We start from the raw sequence: 16,943 nt of genomic DNA on the forward strand, positions 1-16,943 counted from the left end.
GGCGCGGGGGTCTATCCCCCGTGCCCTTTTCATAAGCCTTTAAAACAGACCTTCAACATCACCATCGGCATTCAGACGAATATTCTCGGCCGATGGCACCCGCGGCAGGCCCGGCATGGTCATGATCTCGCCGCAGATCGCCACAACGAAACCCGCTCCTGCAGACAAACGCACCTCACGCACCGGAATATTGAAGCCTGTTGGCGCACCGCGCTTTTCGGGGTCGGTGGTAAAGCTGTACTGCGTTTTCGCCATGCAGACCGGCAGGTTGCCATACCCCTGATCTTCCCAATCCTTAAGCTGGTTGAGAATCTTCTGATCCATCACCGCTGCATCTGCGCGGTAAATCTTGGTGGCAATGGTGTTGATCTTGTCGGCCAGGCCCATCTCGTCCGGATAGATCGGTGCGAAATTTGCTTCATCCTTTTCGATGACCTCGACCACCTTGGTTGCCAGATCGGCCGATCCTTCGCTGCCCAGTTCCCAGTGCCGCGACAGCACCGCTTCGGAGCCTTGCGAGGCGACGTAGTCCTTGACTGCCTGCACTTCGGCATCCGTGTCGGTGACAAAGTGGTTGATCGCCACGACCACCGGCACGCCAAAGGATTTGAGGTTCTCGATGTGGCGGCCAAGGTTCGGACAGCCCGCCTGAACCGCCTCGACATTTTCGCTGCCCAGATCGGCCTTGGCGACGCCACCGTTCATCTTCATCGCGCGCACGGTCGCCACAACCACCACGCAGGACGGGGCCAAACCCGCTTTGCGGCACTTGATGTTCAGGAACTTCTCGGCCCCCAGATCAGCGCCAAAACCCGCTTCGGTGACGACGTAATCCGCCAATTTCAGCGCTGTCGTCGTCGCGATCACCGAGTTACACCCATGTGCGATGTTGGCGAAGGGGCCACCGTGAACGAAAGCAGGATTGTTCTCGAGCGTTTGAACAAGGTTCGGCTGCATCGCGTCTTTCAGCAGAACTGTCATCGCGCCATCCGCCTTGATATCGCGGGCATAGATCGGCTTGCGCTCGCGGGTGTAGGCGACGATCATATCGCCAAGACGCTTCTGCAGATCGCTCAGGTCTTTTGCCAAACACAAGATCGCCATAACCTCGGACGCCACGGTAATGTCGAACCCTGCCTCGCGCGGGAAACCGTTCGATACGCCGCCCAAGGATGCCGTGATCTGGCGCAGCGCGCGGTCGTTCATGTCGACGACACGACGCCACACAACGCGGCGCAGGTCGATCTCAAGCTCGTTGCCCCAGTAGATGTGGTTGTCGATCATCGCGCTCAGCAGGTTGTGCGCCGAGGTGATCGCGTGGAAATCGCCGGTAAAGTGCAGGTTCATTTCTTCCATCGGCACGATCTGGGCATAGCCGCCGCCTGCGGCACCGCCCTTCATGCCAAAGTTCGGGCCCAATGATGCCTCGCGGATGCACACGGCGGCATTCTTGCCGATGCGGTTCAGACCGTCGCCCAGACCCACGGTGGTGGTCGTCTTGCCTTCGCCGGCGGGGGTCGGGTTGATCGCGGTCACAAGGATCAGCTTGCCGTCGGTACGGTCCTGAACCGAGTTGATGAAGCTTTGCGACACCTTCGCCTTGTCATGCCCGTAAGGCAGCAGATCGTCGCTGCTAATTCCCAGCTTCGCGCCGATCTCCTGAATGGGTTTCTTGGACGCTTCGCGCGCAATTTGGATGTCAGTTTTGAAAGCCATGGTATCCCCCATTCAGTGCCGCTACGGCATGTTCATACGACTCCATACAGCGCCCGGCCAGTGGCTTGGGTCAGGATTGCGACATTTTCAAAGCGCGTTGCGGCGTGGGGGCAAGGTGGCGTTTCATTTTAGAAACCCGGTCCGCGCAGCGCTTGACTGCCGCGCGTCCGGACCGGTTAGGTCAGTCGCCTTTAATGCCGGCCACATCTGCAAAAAACCGAATCTGGATCAGCAGAGTGTCTCGGCGATCATCCGTTCACTTTGGATCTAAAAGTAACGAAGAGATATATTCCAGATCTGCCGCGGTCAGGGGCTTGTTCAGAAAGGCCTTCACAATGCTGAACGAGTCAGCGCGTTCCTTGTCTTTTGGATCAAGTGACGTCGTCAGCATCACCACGACGACCTTGGCGAAGGCTGGTCCGACCTCTGCAACCGCGCGTTCGAGAAACTCGAACCCGTTCAGCCTGGGCATATTGATATCCAAGAGCAAGACATCGATCTCACCGCAGTCAGGTGCCTTGAGAAACTCAAGCGCCTTGTCAGGGTACTGGAAGGAAATGATTTTGCGGACCAAGCCTGAGCGGTCAATCACCCGCTTGTACATCATCTGGTCGACCTGATCATCGTCGACCAACATAATGGTGCCTATTTTAGGTAAATCGCTCATATTGGCCTCCTCGGCAGCGACACCGTGAAGACTGCGCCGGCCCCCACTTCAGAGGACACGCGAAGCGTGCCACTGTGGTTCAGGCAAACCCGACGGCACAGTGCAAGGCCAACGCCTGTGCCCGGATACTCCTCTCGGACATGAAGGCGTCCGAAAAGCCTGAAGATACGTTCATGGTTCTCGGCCGCCATCCCTATTCCGTTGTCTTCAAACTCGAGTCTTCTGAACTGGCTTGACGGATCATGATGGCTGCTGACCCGAACGAAAGACGACCGGTTAAGAGCGCGAAATTTGATGCCGTTGCCGATAAGGTTGCGGAAAAGGCTGCGCAGCTGAACCTCACTCCCAACGACAGAGGGCAGATCACCCCGCTCTAACAGCACAGCGGTCGTTTTCAGCTCCGCTTTCAAGTCATCCGCGATTTCGTCGAACAGCATATTCAGATCGACGGTCTTGTGCGCATCGTCGTTGCCGATGGTCTGCGTATACTCAAGAACATCCTCGACCTGTTGCTTCATGCGCACGGTGGTTTCGATACCGATATCAAGAAAGTTCCTGCCGTCCCTGCTCAGCCCCTCTTCTTTCAATTCGCTCAACAGCATGAACAGATTGTTCGCAGGTGACAGCAGGTCGTGTGAAATCGCATAGGTAAAATCACGCTGTTCCTGTCGCAGTTGTTCGCTTGTGATCAGCGATGCATTCAGCCGGATGGCGTCGGTGACGCAGTTGGACAGCTGTTGCAGCGACGCAATTTCTCCGTCCGTCCAGTCGCGTCGCGAACCTTGAATAACGCACAAAGCGCCGACCGGCAGCCTTTCCAATGTGTATACGGGCACGCCAAGATAGGCGATGATGCCAAGCGCTGAAATGCCAAGGTTGTCTTTGACCAAAGGGTGATTTGGTGCGTCCCCGACAACGAGCGGGGCATTTTTCCGCACGACGTGCTGGCAAAACGAATGAGAAAGCGGAGTTTCCTGTTCAGTCGCCCATGGTTCACCCAGCCCGCGATGACTTTTGATGAACTCGCGGTCATTCTCGAAATCAACGAAGGAAACCAGCGAGACTGGCGTTCTCAGAACATCGGAGGCGAGTTGTGTTAGATTGTCATAAACTGGTTCAGGCAGCGCATCGACAAGACCGAGTTGTTGCAAGGTAAACTTCACAATTTAATAGGGACCCTCTGGCCTTTTTGTTTCACCTCGAAAGAATTAGTCCATTTTTCTTAAGAAGGCATGAAGTTGACTGTGACACACCTCATGCCTACACGACCCACCAGTAGCGATCGCACTCGGCATCTAACGTCATGTGACGGCATTCAACCACAGCGGATGGCCGCGGTATCTTGCAACACAAATCATCGCAAACGACGTCTCAAAACCGTATTTAACGACCTAACCCGACCTCTGGCAGCTTAAAACCGCAGGTTCAGATCATCGACGGTGCCCAGGCCCGCTGGTCAGGAACATGCAGCCGCAAACGATCCCCGACTTGCAGGATACCTTCGCGTTCGATCCAGGCTGTAACACCCCGACGGTCTTTTGCGGCTGGCTTGAAGGCCTTGCCAAGCCCGGGCATGTCTGCCTCGATCTCTCGGGACGGCAGGGTGCAGGGGCGGTTTTCCATGTCGATCACGATGGTCGCGCCGGATGGGCCCTGCAGCCGCGAAGACGGGGGCACATGGGTGAAATCGGAAATCCCTTCAATCACCATGGTCGCCCCCATATAGACCGGGTCCAGCGATGCGATACCCATTCCGGCGGCGATGGCGGCGATTTCCTCGGCGCTCATCACGCACATCTGGCGGGTGTTGCGGATCACCGTATCGCGCGGATGCTGGGACAGCACACGGCTGCACGAGGGTCGCGTCAGACCGCCGTGGTCTTCGCCTTCAGGTCCTGCAAAGCTTAAATTCAGCGATTCTCGCGATTGCGCTTTCAACGCGGCAGCGCGGTCGGGGACGATGCCCAGCCAGGTGATGATCGCATAATGGTCGGTGGGGATCAGCGCGGGCATGAGGTCTCTCCTTGTTGGGGGAAATTTGCGTAAAACCCACACAAAAGAAAAGGCCCCGCAGATGCAGGGCCTTTCAATATCTTCAATTCTAACGATTAGATAACACAGATCAGGCTGTAGGTTCAGGCTCCAGATCACCGGACGGGGGCGATTTCTTGCCTTTGGCCTTGGGAATGGACGTGACGCTGGGTTTGTCCATGCCGCTGGTGTCTTCTCCGTCAGGATCCTGCGGCGGTTTACCATCCATGATGCGCTGGATTTCTTCGCCGGTAAGGGTCTCGTATTCCAGCAGGCCTTGGGCCAGACGCTCGAATTCTTCCTCGTACTCGGCAATCATCTTGAACGCGCGATCATAGCCGGTGTCGATAATCGCCTTCACTTCGCTTTCGATCAGTTCTTTCGTCGCGGCAGAGACGCTAAAGCCGCCTGCCCCGCCATTGGCCTGATAACCGGCCGCTGCTTCGGAATAATCGATGTTCCCGACCTTGTCCGACATACCCATGCGCATCACCATGCCACGCGCAAGCTGGCTGGCCTGCATGATGTCGCCCATCGGACCCGAGGAAACGCTATCAGGGCCGTATTTAAAGATTTCAGCCGCTTTGCCCGCCATGGTCATGGCGATTTTCTGTTCGGCTTCATCCTTGAACATCTGCAGCTTGTCCATTTCTGGCAGGCTCATCACCATGCCCAAGGCACCACCGCGCGGAATGATCGTGGCTTTATAGACTGGGTCACACTTGTCCAGTTTCATGCCGACGATTGCATGGCCTGCTTCGTGGTAGGCCGTCTTTTCTTTCTGGTCCTGGGTCAACACCATCGACCGGCGCTCGGCCCCCATCATGATCTTGTCCTTGGCGGATTCGAAATCCATCATCGCCACGAAACGACGCCCTACGCGGGCAGCTGTCAATGCAGCCTCGTTCACGAGGTTCGCCAGATCGGCACCCGAAAAACCGGGTGTCCCGCGCGCGATGATCCGAAGATCGACGTCAGGGCCCAGCGGTGTCTTGCGCGCATGAACGCCCAAAATCTTCTCGCGACCCTTGATGTCAGGGTTACCCACGGTGACCTGACGGTCAAAACGTCCCGGACGCAGCAAAGCGGGGTCAAGCACGTCTTTACGGTTGGTGGCCGCGATGATGATCACACCTTCGTTGGCCTCGAAACCGTCCATCTCGACAAGCAACTGGTTGAGGGTCTGTTCACGCTCGTCATTACCGCCGCCATAGCCGGCACCGCGGTGACGACCGACCGCGTCGATTTCGTCGATGAAGACGATGCAGGGCGCGTTTTTCTTGGCCTGCTCGAACATGTCACGCACACGCGATGCACCGACACCTACGAACATCTCGACAAAGTCGGAGCCCGAGATGGTGAAGAACGGCACACCCGCTTCGCCTGCGATGGCACGCGCCAGAAGCGTCTTACCTGTACCAGGAGGGCCCTCAAGCAACGCGCCTTTGGGAATCTTGCCGCCAAGACGGCTGAATTTTTGTGGATTGCGCAGGAATTCGACGATCTCTTCCAGCTCTTCTTTGGCCTCGTCGATGCCCGCGACGTCGTCAAACGTCACGCGACCATGCTTTTCGGTCAGCATCTTGGCCTTGGATTTGCCAAAGCCCATGGCCCCGCCTTTACCCCCGCCTTGCATCCGGTTCATGAAGTAAATCCACACACCGATCAGCAAAAGAATGGGCAACAGCGACATCAGGAAGGTCTGGAAACCGGACTGCTGCTGCGGCTCTGCACGGACAGGCACATCATTGGACATCAGCAGCGACGTCACTTCGGCGTCTTGCGGCATGATTGTCACATAATCGGTACCATCGGCCCGCCGAAAGCGTACCTGTTCGCCGTCCAGCGTCACGTTGCGGACATCGCCAGCCTCAACGGCCGTGACAAATTCGGAATAGCTGATTTCGCGGCTCTGCAAGCCGCCAGTTGATCCGCTGAACAAATTGAACAGCGCCAATACCAACAGCATCAAGACGACCCAAAAGGCGAGATTACGCATATTACCCAAAGGAAACTCTCCTAAATCCGGGGGACTGCACCAAGACGATGCGCCCGTTGCCTATAAGATAGACCCGATGGGCACATGTTCAATGCGTCATGTGTACGGCAAAGAAGGTATCTTTGCCGCGTTCGAGCACTGCTTGCCAGTTTTGCGAGGTCCCAGCAAGGGGGGCCGCAACCAGCCGCGCGCCCTGCCAGACAGCTGGGGATGACAAAAGCACCCCCCGCGGCAGCCCCAGATCACGCCAGTCGGGGCAAAGTTTAAGCCCGTCCGCGCCAAGCGCGCCGACGGTCAGATCGCCTGTGTCGGCGGAAAATTGCGCGGGCGGCGCGATCCGCCAGCGACCGTCCCATAGATCTCGGATGTCGCAGGTCATTCGCGACACTACCCGCAACTCTCTGAAAACCCATAGCTTTCCAACGCGATGCCGCAGTTCGCAGCCCTGCAATGTGGCTGACGGGGCCGTCGCAAGTGCCGCCATCACATCGCCAAGCGCGGCACTGCGCGGCGCATAGTATGCGCCGTTCACCCACTTCAGCGCATGGGCAATCAGGCGACGTCGGATTTCAAACGGTTGCGCATTCAATCCTGCCACATCAATGGCCACGGCACCTGCATGCAGCGACACATAAGCGCGGGCGGTCTGTTGCATTTGATGGTTCAGGGCATCTTTTGCCGCGCTCATATTCTGCGCGACGACAGACAATGCCTCTGCCTCGACGCCAATGCCTTCGAGAATCGACAAGGCATTGCGGATTCGCACCCGGTCATAGCGCGTGTCTTCGTTGCTGGGATCATCTGCCCATTGGATGCCATTGCTTTCCAGATAGGCCTGCAATGCTGCCCGGCGCGCGCCCAGCAGCGGTCTGATCCATGTCATGCCCTCTCGTTCAAACCGGTCCGGCATCGCGGACAGACCGTCAACGCCGGCGCGGCGGGCCAGCCGCATCAGGAAAGTCTCGGCCTGATCATCGGCGGTGTGGCCAAGAGCAATCACATCAAGCTGCCGCCTGCGGCCCCAGTCAGCCAACAGCTGATACCGTGCCTTGCGGGCTTCGTTTTGCAGGTTGCCGCTGCGATCCCAACCTTGCCAGTGCAGGACCTCGTGATCCAACCCCAAGCTGCGGCAGGTATCGGCGACCATCGCGGCCTCGGCTCCGGCTTCCCGGCGTAGCCCATGATCAACGGTGGCGACGTGCAGCGTGCAACTGTGCGTTACCGCAAAGTCATGAAGAAGGTGCAGCAGCGCGAGGGAATCGCTGCCGCCGGACACGGCAACGCCGATGGTCTTTGGCGGGTCGGGGAGCAATCCGTCAGCAAGCAGCCGCGCCGGATCGACCGTCATCGGGTCACTGGCAGCTTAACGCCGCACGTTCGGCCTGCGCTTGGGGAACAAAGGGGCTGGCGGGAAACCGGGTGGCAACCTCGTCCAGGGTAACGCACCCTTCTTGGACCTGTCCCAAGGCCCCAAGGGACTGTCCCAGCTGGTACAGCGCTTCGGGGGCGACGGGACCCACGGGATCAGCGCTGAAGCTGGCCAGATAGGCACGGGCCGCTTCACGGATGTCGCCCAAACCGCGAAGCGCATCACCGCGGCGCAGGTCTGCCTCGGATCCTAGCGGACCACCGGGGTAGGTTTCATTAAAGGTCGCAAACTGGTCCGCGGCGGTGCGAAAGTCACCGTCAGCGAGCGCCGCCTTCGCCCGCTCGAAATCGGATGCTTCACCGACGGCAAGTTCGGCTGTGTTGGTGGAAGGGGCGGCTGGCGCGATCGGGGCGGTGTTGGTGGCGGGCATCTCCCCGCCGCCCAAGGTGGATGTCGCCCCAAGAGCGCCGACATCGCCGCCCTCAAGTTCGACCAAACGGAATTCAAGATCGCCGATCCGGTTGGTGCCATCGGCAACAACGCGGTTCACGCGGTTCTCAAGCTCTTCGGTTTTGGACGTCAGCCGCTGGAGTTCACTTTCCATCGCGTTGACCCGGTCCAGAACGGACCCGCCTGTAAAGTTCACAGACGCGCCGCCCGTGGTGGACAACTCGCGGCGCAGTTTCTGCACCTCGACGTTCAGGACCGTCAATTCCTGGCGTACATCGGCCAAGGTCTGCGCATCCTGCGCTTGTGCCGTGACTGGCCCGAAGGCCAGCCCAAGCGCTATCATCACAACGAACCGCATAAAGATCATCCTTACCGTCTGGTATTTCGATTTAGCTCGACAGACCGCCTGCCAACACCGTCACGGCGCGACGGTTCTTGGCATAGCATGCCTCGGCCGAACAGACTTCGATCGGGCGTTCCTTGCCATAGCTGACGACGCGCAGACGGTTGCCTGCAACCCCGCGCGAGATCAGGTATTCGCGTGCGGCATTGGCGCGCCGCGCGCCAAGCGCCACGTTATATTCGCGCGTGCCCTGTTCGTCCGCGTGGCCCTCGATGATGGCCTGATAATCGATGTTGGTGATCAGCCAGGTGGCCTGACCGTCCAGGGTGGCCTGACCAGCGGGGGTCAGGTTGGACTGGTTGACCTCGAACAACACGCGGTCGCCGACGGCCTGTTGGAAATAGGCGGTCGAAGACGGGTCATTCGCGCTGCCGGGGATCATCCCGCCAGGGGCCATGGTGCCGCCGCCGTTCATGCCATCGGCCCCAAAGCGGTCGGGGTTGGTACAGGCGGAAACAGCCAGCGCTGCGATCAAAAGAGTACTTGTCAGAATGCGGTTCATAAGCTCGGCCTTTTTGGGATGTGGCGTTTATTCTTGCTGAAGTAACGTTAGCACAGCGCCTTGAGATTGGGAATTATCAAGGCGCTGGCGATTTTATTGTTGCAGGGGCGACCAAGACGGGTCTGATCCGCCTTCTTGCGTGCGTACGGGTTTCAGGTTGCGCCCTGAAATATCCACGGAATACAGCGAAGAGGACCCGCCTGCCCCTTGGGTTTCGCGCGCAAACATGATGACGCGCCCGTTGGGGGCCCATGTCGGGCCTTCGTCCAGAAACGAAGCCGTCAAAAGGCGTTCTTCCGACCCGTCCAGACGCATGACCCCGATGTGAAAGCGGCCCTTGTTCTGTTTGGTAAAGGCCACCAGATCGCCGCGCGGCGACCAGACCGGTGTGCCATAGCGACCTTCCCCAAAGGAAATACGCTGCGCTTCGCCGCCGCTTGCGGGCATGATGTACAGCTGCTGCGTGCCCGAACGGTCGCTTTCAAACACGATCCGGCTGCCGTCGGGCGAATAGCTGGGGGCGGTTTCAATCGCAGGGGTGTTGGTCAGGCGCACGGACTGCCCGGTGTTGATATCCATGGTGTAGATGTCGGTATTGCCGCCTTGGGTCAGCGAATACACAACCGTTTGCCCCGAAGGCGAAAACCGCGGCGCAAAGCTCATCGTGCCATCGGCGCTTTCCAGGACGCGGCGCTGGACCGATCCGATGTCCAGAACGTAGATGCGCGGAAAGCCACTTTCATAGCTGGTGTACAAGATACGGTCTCCGGTCGGGGAAAACCGCGGGGCCAGCACGATCGACGTGCTGTCGGTCAGATAGCGCACGTTCGCCCCGTCATAATCCATGACCGCCAGCCGCTTTTGGCGTCCATCCTTGGGACCCGTTTCTGAAACGTAGACCACGCGGCTGTCGAAATATCCGCCTTCGCCGGTGATCCGGCTGTAGACGGCATCGGCCACCTTGTGGGCCATGCGCCGCCATCCATCAACCGTGCCCTGAAACTGCAGCCCGGACCCAAGCTCGGCCCCCGAAAACACGTCATAAAGGCGGAATTTCACACTCAGCGTGTTGCCCGATACGTTGACGGCCCCGGTGATCAGCGCCTGCGCGTTGATCGCCTTCCAGTCGGCGTATTGTACAGGCGCGTTGAAATCGCTCACGGTCGAGATGAACGCGCTGGCCGGAATTTCCCGGAACAGGCCGGAGCCTACCAGATCCTCCGACACCACACGGGCCAGATCGACAGCCATCTGCCCTGCCTCGCCGCTCTCGGGTTGAAAACTAGGGACGGCAAAGGGCAATGGTTCAATCACACCTTCGGTAATTTCGATCCGCAGGGGGCCTTGCTGGGCCTGCGCAATGCCCGCGACGGCGCAAAGCAGCACCAGACAGAGGCTAAACAGTCGTGTAATCATTTGATGCGCATCCTTTCAGGATTAAATGTCATCTCAATATTCTGCCATTGGCCAAATTTATCCACAGGAAGCTGATATCCCCGCGCGCCACAGCGGATAATCGCCCGTCTTGCTGCCTCGAAGGCCTGATTTGCCGCCGCCTGCGACCCGCCGGAACTGCCTGTCATGGTGATTGACCCGTTTTGCGGTGTGCCGTCCTGGTTCATCGCGACGCTGACAACGACTGTGGTGCTCAGCGCCTCGGAAGACAGGGACCCGACGTTCCAGCAGGATGATACCGCCACGCGCAGCGATTCCTTTTCGCCCGCCGACAGCGGCGGACCGGAGGGCGCAGCTGCCGTGGCCGCTGGGGTATTCTGACTGCCAAGCGCTTCTGCCAGGGCGGCGGCTACCGCATCTGTATCAACAGCAGGCTTCGCCGGTGTTTCGGCCGCAGGCTTTGGTGTCGGCTTTGGCTCTGGCTTGGCCGGTGTTTCGACAGGCGTCTCGGGCTTCTCTGCGACCTGAGGTGCAGGGGGCGTAGGGCGGCGCGCAGGCGGGCGCGCGGATTGGTTCGGCGCGGCCTTTGGGGCCTCGGCTGCTTCGGTCACGATCTCGGTTGTCGCCTCTTCGGGCGCCGTGGCTTGCTGCGACTCTTCGACGACGGTTTCAGCAGGCGCATCCGGGGTCGCGGCCTGCTGCTCCACGACATCCGGGCGCGCTTCGGGGTCGGGCTTGGCCACGGCTTCGGGAGCGACGCGGTCAACCGGTCGCGGCACCGCCACAGGGGCCACTTCGGGGGCCAGCACGGCAACCTCGGCAGGGGGTTCGGGCGATTCCGGAGCCTGATCACTGACCTCTGCGGCGGGCGGCGGCACCTGTTCGGCCACTTCCGGCACGGCGTCCGGCGGCGGGGTTTCCGTCTGGACAGGGGGTGGTTGCTGGATCTCCTCATCCGGCGTAGCGGCAACCTGCGGCTCTTCCACAGGGGCAGCCGGCGCTTCGGGTTGCGAGATATCCGGCGCTTGGTCAGGGGTCTGGTCCGTCGCCTGATCGGATTGCTGCGACGCCGCAACCAGCGCATCGAATTCTGCGCCCGAAATCACGGAAACTTCCTGCATCTCGAACGGCTCCGGGTCGGCAGTAAAGATACTCCCGAACAACAAGAAGGCGATCAGACCCAAATGCCCCGCACCAGAAATGTAATGCCCGGTATGCATGGTTAACCGCCTGACGCGCCCGCGCCGTCAAGCTTGGGGCCACCGGTTTCGGTAACCAGCCCGATGTTTGAAAAACCGCCGCCGTTCAGGGCTCCCATGACCTCCATCACCAGCGCATAAGGTACAGATCCGTCTGCGCGCAGGAAAACACGGTCGCTGGCGCGCTCGGCCGCGATGGCACGCAGCTTGGAGATCAGATCGCCACGGCCGGTTTCTGTTTTCTGGATCTGCACGGTGCCATCGGCCAGCACCGTCACGGTCAACGGCTCTTCCTGCTCTGAGGGCAAGGCCGTGGCCGCTGTCTTGGGCAGTTCAACCGGCACGCCGACGGTCAGCAACGGTGCCGCAACCATGAAGATGATCAGCAACACCAACATCACGTCGACGAAAGGCGTGATGTTGATTTCCGCCATCGGCTGCGCGCGGCCCCGACGCCGTCTGCGCCCGCCCCCGCCTTGTTTTTTCATCACACCTGAGGCCATGGTTCAGCTGTCCAACTGGCGGCTGAGGATGGTGGCGAATTCGTCGGCAAAAGCCTCGTATCCACCAAGAATACGGTCTGAATCAGCGCTCAGCTTGTTGTAGAAGATCACGGCGGGGATCGCCGCCAGCAGGCCGATGCCCGTGGCCAACAGCGCCTCGGCAATGCCCGGTGCCACGACCACCAGACTGGTGTTTTGCTGGGCAGCGATTTCGATGAACGAATGCATGATGCCGAAAACCGTCCCGAACAGCCCGACAAATGGTGCTGTCGATCCGGTCGTCGCGAGCACGGGCAGCCCTTTTTGCAGCTTTTCGGATTCCTTCGCGATGGCCACATCCATCGACCGGTCGATCCGGGCCGTCGCCCCGGGGATCAAGCCGCCATCTTCGCGGTGCGAGCGGCGCCATTCGGTCATGCCGGCCGCGAAAATCTTGTCAGCCGCCCCTTCAGGGTCCGGCCCGATGGAATCGTACAATCCGTCCAGCGGTTCACCCGACCAGAACGCCTGGTCAAACCGCTCCGCCTCGGCCTTGGCACGGCGATACTGCAGGATTTTCTGCACGATGATCGACCACGACCAGAACGACGCAACGATCAGGCTGATCATTACAAGTTTCACGGTGAATGTCGCGCGTAGGAATAGACCCAAGAGCGAGAAATCAATCTCACTCGCCGCCGCCAGCGTTTGTGCTTCCATCGGTACTGCTCTTTTCTTTGCGCCCTTTTAGGGGCTGTTCCGCCTCAACGGCCCTGTTTTCCAAGGCGCTATTTGACGTAATCCTAGCCGAGTGCAATGTTGATTGCTAGGCATATGGCGTCAATCTGCCGCCTGGGCAGGGATTGAGCGGAGTTTCGCTGGCAATCTACAGGGTTTTCCCGCTGAATTGATGCACACAATCGTGACAACAGCCTGAAACAACAGCGTATCGGCCCGCCACACCTCCTGGCGCATGACCATGCGCGCAGGTGAAATTGCCGTGGCCCAGGTGCGCACCTCGAGCAGGTCGTCGAACACCGCAGGCAAAAGATAATCCGCCTCGACCCGGCGCACGGCAAAGACCACACCCTCGGCCTTCATCTCAAGCTGGTCGACCCCGATTTCGCGAACCCAGTCACTGCGCGCGCGTTCGATATAGCGCAGATAATTGGCGTAATAGACGATCCCGGCCATGTCGGTGTCTTCGTAATACACGCGGATCGGCAGGCAATGGGTCATTGTGTTTTGCTCAGCCGGGCAAACAGCCGCAATGCGTGGGACGGGTCCTGTGCGGCAGGCGGCAAAACCGGGTCATAGGCCGCGCGCAACAGCCCGGCGATATCGGGCCGCAATATGGTCGCGCCCTCGGCCACAGCCAAGGGCGACCGGTCCTTGAACGCCCCGTCGGACCACAGCAGGAACGACTGCACGATCTGGCTCAGCGCCAAAGTTTGCGCTGGCACGGCACCAAGATGCTGATCCATCCGCAGAAACACGAAACAAGCCTTGATCGCGCCCGCCTCGTCAAAGCGGAACAGGCGATATTGATTTGCCTCGACTGCTTCCAGCTTTTGCACCAGAGGGCCTAGATCCGGCACCAGCCGGTCCAGTCCCGGCACCTCGGGCAACTCAGACCATTCCTTGAAGAAAAACATCATCAGGTTGCTGCCCAGCTCTGGGTCCGTCTCGGCCATCTGGTGCCCCGCCAAATGGCAGACGGCCTCCAACGCGCCCTTGATCACCGACAAGGTCGCATCATCGACGCCAAAAACCACCGGAGACAGCGGCCGCCCCCAGCGTGCAAACACAAAACTGCCGTCGTCCCGTGTGAACAACGTTTCGATTTCCTGTGGTGTCATCGCATCTTCCAAATGGTCTAAAATCCTCGCCGAAGGCTCCGTCGCCTCAGCCAAACAAATCGGTCTGGGACTTGGGCGGTGCCATGCCCAAATGCGTCCAGGCCTTTTGCGCCAACATCCGTCCGCGCGGGGTACGCTGGATCAGGCCTTGCTGCAAAAGAAACGGCTCGATCACCTCTTCCAAGGCATCGCGCGATTCAGACAGCGCGGCCGACATCGTCTCAATCCCCACCGGACCGCCCTGATAATTCTCGGCGATCATCCGCAAATAGCGTCGGTCCGCACCATCAAGCCCCAGATAATCCACGCCAAGCCGCGTCAGCGCCATATCCGCCAATTCGCGCGTCACGCGGCCATCGCCTTCGACGACTGCGAAATCCACGACACGGCGCAACAGCCGGCCTGCGATCCGAGGCGTGCCGCGGGCGCGTTTAGCGATCTCGCGGGCACCGCCTTCGTCTGCGGGGGCCCCCAGTTTGCGGGCATTGCGGTCTACGATGATGAACAATTCATCCTCGGTATAGAACTGCAAACGCGTCGGAATGCCAAAGCGGTCGCGAAGCGGCGTGGTCAGCAACCCCATCCGCGTGGTGGCCCCCACCAGCGTAAAGGGCTGCAATTCGATCCGCACCGTACGCGCAGCGGGGCCTTCGCCGATCACAAGATCAAGCTCGAAATCCTCCAGGGCGGGGTACAGCACTTCTTCCACCGCTGGGTTCAGCCGGTGGATTTCGTCGATAAACAAGACATCGCGCGCTTCGAGGTTGGTCAGGATCGCGGCCAGATCGCCCGCCTTGGCCAGCACCGGCCCCGAAGTCATGCGAAACCCGACCCCCAGTTCGCGCGCCATGATCTGTGCCAGCGTGGTTTTGCCCAGTCCGGGAGGGCCGTGGAACAGCGTGTGATCCATTGCCTCGCCGCGTTGTTTGGCCGATTGGATGAATACCTTGAGGTTCGACCGCGCTTCGGCCTGCCCCACGAATTCATCCAGCAACTGGGGACGCAATGCGCGGTCGAAATCACCGGGCATCGGGTCAGGCCGCAAGGTTGGGTCACTTTCGATCATGCATTATCCAAGGCTCTTGGGCGCAAGACGCGCCGGTGCGGCCACTCTATCCCTTTGGGGCCAGCAGTTTCAACGCCGCGCGGATCAATGTCGGCGTATCGGCATCAGGCATGTCACCTGCCGCCTGCGCCACCGCCCCCGCCGCATCGCCTGGCCCGTAGCCAAGGTTGCCAAGCGCCGACAAGGCTTCGGATTGGGCAGAGTGGTTGGGGGCTGTTGCGGGGCGACGCTTCGCCTCGGGCGCTTCAATGACTTGCACGGCCTCGACCTCGCCATGGGCTTCGGCCAATGTCTGGGTCATCGCCATCACGCCGGGGGCCTTGTCTTTGAGGTCCAGAACAACGCGCTGTGCGATCTTGGGGCCGACACCCTTGGCAACCTTGACCGCGTTCCAATCCCCCAGTGCGATAGCGCGACTGACCCCGTCAGGGCCGAGCGCGCCCAAAATGGCCAGCGATGCCTTGGCCCCGACCCCCTGCACCGACGTCAACAAGCGGTGCCATTCCTTTTCCGCCAGCGTTTGAAAACCGAACAACTGCATCAGATCCTCGCGCACCACCAGATCGGTGAACAGCGCCACGGCTTCGCCTACACCGGGCAAGGCGGCCAAAGTCCGGTCGGAACAATAAACAAGATATCCGACACCGCGCACGTCGATCAGCACATGGTCAGGCGCGCGGTAGTCAATCCGACCTGTGATCTTGCCGATCATGCGCTGGCCCTTGCCACGGCTTGCGCCAGGGTGCTGGCCCCGCCGTGATGGGCGTGGCAGATCGCGATGGCCAGCGCATCAGCGGCATCAGGTCCCACGATTTCCGCGCCCGGCAGTTGCATTTTCACCATATGTAGCACCTGACCCTTATCCGCATGGCCCACGCCGACGACGGTTTTCTTTACTGTGTTGGGGGCATATTCACCCACCGCCAGCCCAGCCTGCGCAGGGACCAGCATCGCAATGCCGCGCGCCTGCCCCAACTTAAGCGTGCCGGCCCCATCCTTGTTTACAAAGGTCTGTTCAACTGCGGCGGCCTGGGGGTGGTAGGTTTTTATGATCCGCGTCAACTGGCCGTGCAGCGACAAAAGCCGCGACCCCAGGTCAGGCCCCTCGGACACGCAGACGCCATTTGCCACATGACTGAGTCGGCTTCCCGCCACATCAATGATGCCCCAACCCATATTGCGCAGCCCCGGATCGATGCCGATTACCCGTATCATATGCTTGAATACCTCGAATTTTTTGTTTTTTCAGGGTTAGCACGAAACACGAACATCCACCAAGGCTTTTGCACCCCGCCCTACAAAGGCCACAATTCGTCGCCGCGACGGCTGGAATGATGCGAAAACGACCCCTTGGCGCAATCAAACGGCAACCGCCGATACTGCAATCTCGCTTTGTTAAATAAGGGTTCCGGCAAAAATGCTGCCATGCAGAAAACGCAGGTCAGGGATGCGCCGGTGGGTGTTGTGGGAAGTTTTCATTCTGCCTAGTTCATGGGCACAACGCCGGATCGACCGGCTGTCAACATTAGTATAGAAGGATGGCTCCAATGGCTGTTTTCCACACCACCCAGACTACCTACGGAACGGCAGCTGCCGTCAACCGCTTTTTCTCGCACCTTGGCGACATCGCCGGCAACGTCGTTGCCTGGAATGATGCACGCGTCACACGCAACGCCCTGTCTTCGCTGTCAGACCGCGAACTGGACGATATCGGCCTTGTACGCGGCGATATCGATAAAGTCGCCTTGAACCACTTTATCCGTTAATCCCTGATGGGCAGACAACGCCCGAAGGGCGGTCACCGG

General features: G+C 59.8%; 18 protein-coding genes. 1 reads left to right on the forward strand and 17 read right to left on the reverse strand.

All coding sequences use genetic code 11. The features are described from left to right. Positions 1 to 39: 39 nt before the first annotated feature. The 17 genes from RGAI101_RS09500 to ruvC all read right to left on the reverse strand — a co-directional run bounded on the left by RGAI101_RS09500 (position 40) and on the right by ruvC (position 16,353). Positions 40 to 1,716 carry a formate--tetrahydrofolate ligase gene (locus RGAI101_RS09500; protein ID WP_037227868.1) on the reverse strand — a complete coding sequence of 559 codons (1,677 nt, stop codon included), beginning with the start codon at positions 1,714 to 1,716 and terminating at the stop codon, positions 40 to 42. Positions 1,717 to 1,972: 256 nt separating this feature from the next. Next, positions 1,973 to 2,383 carry a response regulator gene (locus RGAI101_RS09505; RefSeq protein WP_157044668.1) on the reverse strand — a complete coding sequence of 137 codons (411 nt, stop codon included), beginning with the start codon at positions 2,381 to 2,383 and terminating at the stop codon, positions 1,973 to 1,975. Continuing rightward, a complete protein-coding gene (locus RGAI101_RS21260; protein WP_157044669.1) occupies positions 2,380 to 3,534 on the reverse strand; it encodes an ATP-binding protein in 1,155 nt (384 codons plus the stop codon). Before RGAI101_RS21260 ends, RGAI101_RS09505 begins: the two co-directional genes overlap by 4 nt. A 274-nt stretch (positions 3,535 to 3,808) precedes the next feature. Further along, positions 3,809 to 4,396: an MOSC domain-containing protein gene (locus RGAI101_RS09515; RefSeq protein WP_008228693.1), complete on the reverse strand. Its 588-nt coding sequence runs from the start codon at positions 4,394 to 4,396 to the stop codon at positions 3,809 to 3,811. A 109-nt stretch (positions 4,397 to 4,505) separates the two neighbouring features. Next, the gene (gene ftsH, locus RGAI101_RS09520) at positions 4,506 to 6,422 is read right to left on the reverse strand and encodes an ATP-dependent zinc metalloprotease FtsH (RefSeq protein ID WP_037227871.1); all 1,917 of its coding nucleotides are present in this window, start codon (positions 6,420 to 6,422) and stop codon (positions 4,506 to 4,508) included. Positions 6,423 to 6,501: 79 nt separating this feature from the next. Then, the gene (tilS, locus tag RGAI101_RS09525; RefSeq protein ID WP_008228557.1) at positions 6,502 to 7,761 is read right to left on the reverse strand and encodes a tRNA lysidine(34) synthetase TilS; all 1,260 of its coding nucleotides are present in this window, start codon (positions 7,759 to 7,761) and stop codon (positions 6,502 to 6,504) included. Between the two features lie 4 nt (positions 7,762 to 7,765). After that, entirely contained in the window at positions 7,766 to 8,590 is an 825-nt protein-coding gene (locus tag RGAI101_RS09530; protein ID WP_037229365.1) for a tetratricopeptide repeat protein, read from the reverse strand. A 31-nt stretch (positions 8,591 to 8,621) separates the two neighbouring features. Further along, on the reverse strand, positions 8,622 to 9,137 hold the full coding sequence (gene pal, locus RGAI101_RS09535; protein WP_008228308.1) for a peptidoglycan-associated lipoprotein Pal: 516 nt from the start codon (positions 9,135 to 9,137) through the stop codon (positions 8,622 to 8,624). A 93-nt stretch (positions 9,138 to 9,230) separates the two neighbouring features. Next, on the reverse strand, positions 9,231 to 10,553 hold the full coding sequence (gene tolB, locus RGAI101_RS09540) for a Tol-Pal system beta propeller repeat protein TolB (protein WP_037227873.1): 1,323 nt from the start codon (positions 10,551 to 10,553) through the stop codon (positions 9,231 to 9,233). Beyond that, the gene (locus tag RGAI101_RS09545) at positions 10,550 to 11,752 is read right to left on the reverse strand and encodes a biopolymer transporter TonB (RefSeq protein WP_008226195.1); all 1,203 of its coding nucleotides are present in this window, start codon (positions 11,750 to 11,752) and stop codon (positions 10,550 to 10,552) included. Before RGAI101_RS09545 ends, tolB begins: the two co-directional genes overlap by 4 nt. A gap of 2 nt (positions 11,753 to 11,754) precedes the next feature. After that, positions 11,755 to 12,234 carry a protein TolR gene (gene tolR / locus RGAI101_RS09550; protein ID WP_008226187.1) on the reverse strand — a complete coding sequence of 160 codons (480 nt, stop codon included), beginning with the start codon at positions 12,232 to 12,234 and terminating at the stop codon, positions 11,755 to 11,757. A 3-nt stretch (positions 12,235 to 12,237) separates the two neighbouring features. Beyond that, positions 12,238 to 12,933: a protein TolQ gene (tolQ, locus tag RGAI101_RS09555; RefSeq protein ID WP_008228013.1), complete on the reverse strand. Its 696-nt coding sequence runs from the start codon at positions 12,931 to 12,933 to the stop codon at positions 12,238 to 12,240. Between the two features lie 120 nt (positions 12,934 to 13,053). Beyond that, positions 13,054 to 13,452: a tol-pal system-associated acyl-CoA thioesterase gene (gene ybgC, locus RGAI101_RS09560; RefSeq protein WP_008225557.1), complete on the reverse strand. Its 399-nt coding sequence runs from the start codon at positions 13,450 to 13,452 to the stop codon at positions 13,054 to 13,056. Next, complete coding sequence (locus RGAI101_RS09565) at positions 13,449 to 14,072, reverse strand: hypothetical protein (protein WP_037229369.1); 624 nt, start codon at positions 14,070 to 14,072, stop codon at positions 13,449 to 13,451. Before RGAI101_RS09565 ends, ybgC begins: the two co-directional genes overlap by 4 nt. 46 nt (positions 14,073 to 14,118) lie before the next feature. After that, a complete protein-coding gene (ruvB, locus tag RGAI101_RS09570) occupies positions 14,119 to 15,138 on the reverse strand; it encodes a Holliday junction branch migration DNA helicase RuvB (protein ID WP_008227691.1) in 1,020 nt (339 codons plus the stop codon). 46 nt (positions 15,139 to 15,184) lie between these two features. Further along, positions 15,185 to 15,850 carry a Holliday junction branch migration protein RuvA gene (gene ruvA / locus RGAI101_RS09575; protein ID WP_008226977.1) on the reverse strand — a complete coding sequence of 222 codons (666 nt, stop codon included), beginning with the start codon at positions 15,848 to 15,850 and terminating at the stop codon, positions 15,185 to 15,187. Further along, on the reverse strand, positions 15,847 to 16,353 hold the full coding sequence (gene ruvC / locus RGAI101_RS09580) for a crossover junction endodeoxyribonuclease RuvC (protein ID WP_008227344.1): 507 nt from the start codon (positions 16,351 to 16,353) through the stop codon (positions 15,847 to 15,849). Before ruvC ends, ruvA begins: the two co-directional genes overlap by 4 nt. A gap of 332 nt (positions 16,354 to 16,685) precedes the next feature. On the opposite strand from ruvC, the gene RGAI101_RS09585 reads away from it, so the two are divergent. Further along, positions 16,686 to 16,904, forward strand: coding sequence for a DUF1127 domain-containing protein (locus tag RGAI101_RS09585; protein ID WP_008227272.1), 219 nt, complete (start codon positions 16,686 to 16,688; stop codon positions 16,902 to 16,904). The last annotated feature ends 39 nt before the right edge of the window (positions 16,905 to 16,943 follow it).

Origin of the sequence: Roseobacter sp. GAI101, from assembly GCF_000156335.1 — a bacterium.
Taxonomy (GTDB): Bacteria; Pseudomonadota; Alphaproteobacteria; order Rhodobacterales; family Rhodobacteraceae; genus Sulfitobacter.